Source organism: Streptomyces sp. UNOC14_S4 (genome assembly GCF_020740835.1).
Taxonomy (GTDB): Bacteria; Actinomycetota; Actinomycetes; order Streptomycetales; family Streptomycetaceae; genus Streptomyces.
In genome coordinates, this window is record NZ_JAINFC010000665.1 from 1 (window position 1) to 3,448 (window position 3,448).

Consider the following 3,448-nt stretch of genomic DNA (forward strand, 5'->3'; position numbering starts at 1 on the left):
GCCTTGCCCACCCGCCGCGACACCCCGAACTCGTAGAGGTCCAGTACCCCCGGCGGGTCCGCCAGGCCCGGGCCGCCGGCCCGTACCCACGCGGCCATGTCGGCCAGCGCGCCGTCGTCGTTGACGAGACCGAGCCACACCGGCCTGCCTCCGGCCGCGCGACCGGCCGGAGAGGGCTGTACGACCATCACGTTCGCCTGTTCGCACACGTCCAGGCAGTCCGAGGCCCGCACCTGCGCGGCCCCGTCCAGTGCGGCCCGCAGCCGGGATATCTGGCCCGCGTGGTCGACGCCGGGGACCTTCCGGGGGTCGCCGCAGCAGCACCCGCGGCACACGGTGATCCGGCAGGTGGCGGGGGCGGCGCGGCGCGCTCGGTCAGTGGTCATCCGGCAGATCATACGCACCACCGCAAACGCCGAGAGGAACCCTCAATGCCCGCTGGAACAGCCCTGATCCGCCGCCCCGGCCCCCGTCTCGCGGAGGGGCTGGTCACGCACATCGAGCGCTCGCCCGTGGACACCGCGCTCGCCCTGCGGCAGTGGGAGGACTACTGCCGTGTCCTGCGCGACCACGGCTGGCGGACCGTCGAGGTCGCGCCCGCCGACGACTGCCCCGACGCGGTGTTCGTCGAGGACGCCCTGGTCGTCTTCCGCGGCACCGCCCTCGTCGCCCGCTCCGGGGCCCTCCCGCGCCGCCCCGAGACCGCGGGTGCCGCGTCGGCCGCGGAAGCCCTCGGCCTCGCCGTCCGGCATCTGCGGGAGCCGGGCACGCTGGACGGCGGTGACGTGCTGAAGGTGGGCGACACCGTCTACGTGGGCGAGGGCGGCCGTACGAACGCCGAGGGCATCCGGCAGCTGCGTGCCGTGTTCGAGCCGCTGGGCGCGCGCGTGGTGGCCGTGCCCGTACGGAAGGTGCTGCATCTGAAGTCGGCCGTCACGGCGCTGCCCGACGGCACGGTCGTCGGCCACCCGCCGCTCGTCGACGACCCGTCGTTCTTCCCCCGCTTCCTGCCCGTACCGGAGGAGCCCGGCGCGCACGTCGTCCTGCTGGGCGACGGTCACGTGCTGCTGTCGTCCCGCGCGCCGCACACCGCCGGGCTGCTGGCCGGTCTGGGGCTGCGTCCGGTGCCGGTGGACATCGGCGAGTTCGAGAAGCTGGAGGGCTGCGTCACCTGCCTGTCCATACGCGTACGGGACTGAGCCGCCGCTACGGCCGCAGCGCCCGCAGCAGCAGGTCCGCCAGGTGCTCGGCGACCTGTTCCGCCGTCAGGGCGCCGTCGGGGCGGTACCAGTTGGCCAGGTGATGGACGGAGCCGAAGTGGTAGTCCACCACCAGGTCCGCCGGGGTCGCCGCGCTGAAGACCCCCGCGCGCTGGCCCTCCTCGACCAGGGCGCGGAAGCGCTCGTGGTAGCGCCGCCGCTCCGCGCGCACCTGCTTGTGCTTCTCGGGGCCCAGGTGGTGCATCGACCGGAAGAAGATCTTGGTGTCGTCGAGGTTCTCGATCGTGGTGACGACGACGTCCGCGGCGGCGTCCCGCAGCCTGCGCTCCACGGGCGCGTCCGCGCACGCGAAGGCGTCCAGCCGCTCCTGCTGGAGGCGCAGGACGCGGCCGTACACCTCGTGCAGCAGGTCGTCCTTGGAGCCGAAGTAGTGGTAGAGGGCGCCCTTGGTGACCCCCGCCGCCTCGACGATCTCCTGTACGGACGTCCGGTCGTAGCCCTGGTCCGCGAAGAGCCGTGTGGCGGCGGCCAGCAGCCGCTGCGGTACGGGTCTCCCGCCGTCCGTCGTCCCGGCCGTCGCCGTCCTGCTCATGCGCCACCTGTCTTCCGCGCTCGTGCCCTGTCCCCCGCGCGCTCGCGGAGCTCCCGCCGGAGGATCTTGCCACTCGTCGTCTTGGGCAGGTCCGCGAGGATGCGCACCTCGCGGGGCACCTTGTACGCGGCGAGCCGCTCCCGGCAGTGGGCGACCAGCTCCGCGGGGTCGGGGTCCGCGCCCGGGCGGGGGCTCACGTACGCCAGGACGGTCTCGCCGCGGTAGGCGTCCGGGGCCCCGACGACGGCCGCCTCGCGGACCGCGGGGTGGGTGTAGAGGACGTCCTCGACCTCGCGGGGCCAGACCTTGAACCCCGAGGCGCTGATCATGTCCTTCTTCCGGTCCACCACGTACAGCCAGCCGTCCTCGTCCAGGAAGCCGACGTCGCCGGTGCGCAGTTCGCCGCCGGGCAGGGCGGCGGCCGTCTCACCGGGGCGCCCCCAGTAGCCGGGGACGACCATCGGGCCGCTGACGGCGATCTCGCCGTGCTCGCCGACCGGTACGTCCGCGCCGTCGCCGTCGACTATGCGCACACGCGTGTCCGGGCCCGGCACACCGACGGCGAGGGTGCCGGAGGCCGGGTCGACGGGCGCCTCGGTGCCGGGCAGGACGGAGGCGAGGCGCGCGGTGGTCTCGGTGAGGCCGTAGCCGTTGTGGAGGTACGGGCCGAAGGCCGTACGGAACCGCTCGACCAGCCCGGGCGGCAGCGGAGCGCCCCCGGCGTACAGCAGCCGGAAGGACGCGAAGTGCTCACGGCCGACGCCCGGGTGGGCCATGAGGGCCATGAAGGCGGTCGGCGGGCCGACGGCGTAGGCGGGGCGGTGCTCCAGGAAGGCGTCGAGCACCACGCCCGCGTCGAAACGGTGGGCGAGCACGAGCGTCCCGCCGTTGACCAGGCAGAGGCCGAGCCCGGAGACCATGCCCGCGATGTGGAAGAGCGGCGCGAGCGCGAAGCAGACGGAGCCTCCGGGCAGCCGGGACGTGCCGCTGGACTGCTCGGCGTTGTGCGCGATGTTGCCGTGGGTGTTCACGGCGCCCTTGGGTCTGCCGGTGGTGCCCGAGGTGTAGCTGATGAGGGCGGGGTCGGCGGGCCCGGGGTCCGGGACGGCGGGGGCCCGCTCGCCGGAGCGGGCGACCGTCAGCAGGTCCTCGGCCCCCTCGGGGGTGGCCGTCCGCGCACCGCGCAGCACCCGGGCGTCGTCGCGGGTCTGGAGGTCGAACGGGCAGGCGGTGAGTACGGTGCGGACGGCCGTGCCGACGGTGACGTCGTGCGGGAGGCCCGTCCGCACGCGGTCCTCGCAGAGGAACGCGGCGGCCCCGGAGTCGGCGAGGATGTGCCGGACCTCGCCCGCCTTGTACATGGGGTTCATGGGCACGACGACGCCGCCCGCCTTCCACACGGCGAGGACGGCGAGCACGAGGTGCGGGGTGTTCTGCAGCATGACGGCCGCGCGGTCGCCGGGGCGGAAGCCGCGGGCGGCGAGGCCGCCCGCGAGCCCGTCGGACAGCTCGTCGGCCTGGCGGTACGTCAGCCGCCCGTCGAAGTAGACGAGGGCGCTCCGGCCGGGCTCCCGCCGCGCCGTGGTCCGGAAGGCGTACAGGACGGTGGGCGGTGGGGAGGTGGACGGTGGGGAGG

The 3,448-nt window shown here is 74.7% G+C and carries 4 protein-coding genes; 1 reads left to right on the top strand and 3 read right to left on the bottom strand.

The features are described from left to right. Window positions 1-386 (bottom strand): (2Fe-2S) ferredoxin domain-containing protein (locus tag K6I34_RS33950; RefSeq protein WP_229331889.1); only part of this gene is annotated, 386 nt, incomplete at its 3' end. A 45-nt stretch (window positions 387-431) separates the two neighbouring features. On the opposite strand from K6I34_RS33950, the gene ddaH reads away from it, so the two are divergent. After that, entirely contained in the window at window positions 432-1,199 is a 768-nt protein-coding gene (gene ddaH / locus K6I34_RS33955; RefSeq protein ID WP_229331890.1) for a dimethylargininase, read from the top strand. Window positions 1,200-1,206: 7 nt separating this feature from the next. Here the strand turns inward: ddaH and K6I34_RS33960 are convergent, their stop codons facing one another. Together K6I34_RS33960 and K6I34_RS33965 are read right to left on the bottom strand one after the other, a co-directional pair. Then, on the bottom strand, window positions 1,207-1,812 hold the full coding sequence (locus K6I34_RS33960; protein WP_229331891.1) for a TetR/AcrR family transcriptional regulator: 606 nt from the start codon (window positions 1,810-1,812) through the stop codon (window positions 1,207-1,209). Then, window positions 1,809-3,448 (bottom strand): class I adenylate-forming enzyme family protein (locus K6I34_RS33965; protein ID WP_229331892.1); only part of this gene is annotated, 1,640 nt, incomplete at its 5' end. The genes K6I34_RS33965 and K6I34_RS33960, both read right to left, overlap by 4 nt.

Coding starts and splice junctions, on each gene's coding strand:
- ddaH (WP_229331890.1), top strand. CDS start 432: ATGCCCGCTGGAACAGCCCTGATCCGCCGCCCCGGCCCCCGTCTCGCG.
- K6I34_RS33960 (WP_229331891.1), bottom strand. CDS start 1,812: ATGAGCAGGACGGCGACGGCCGGGACGACGGACGGCGGGAGACCCGTA.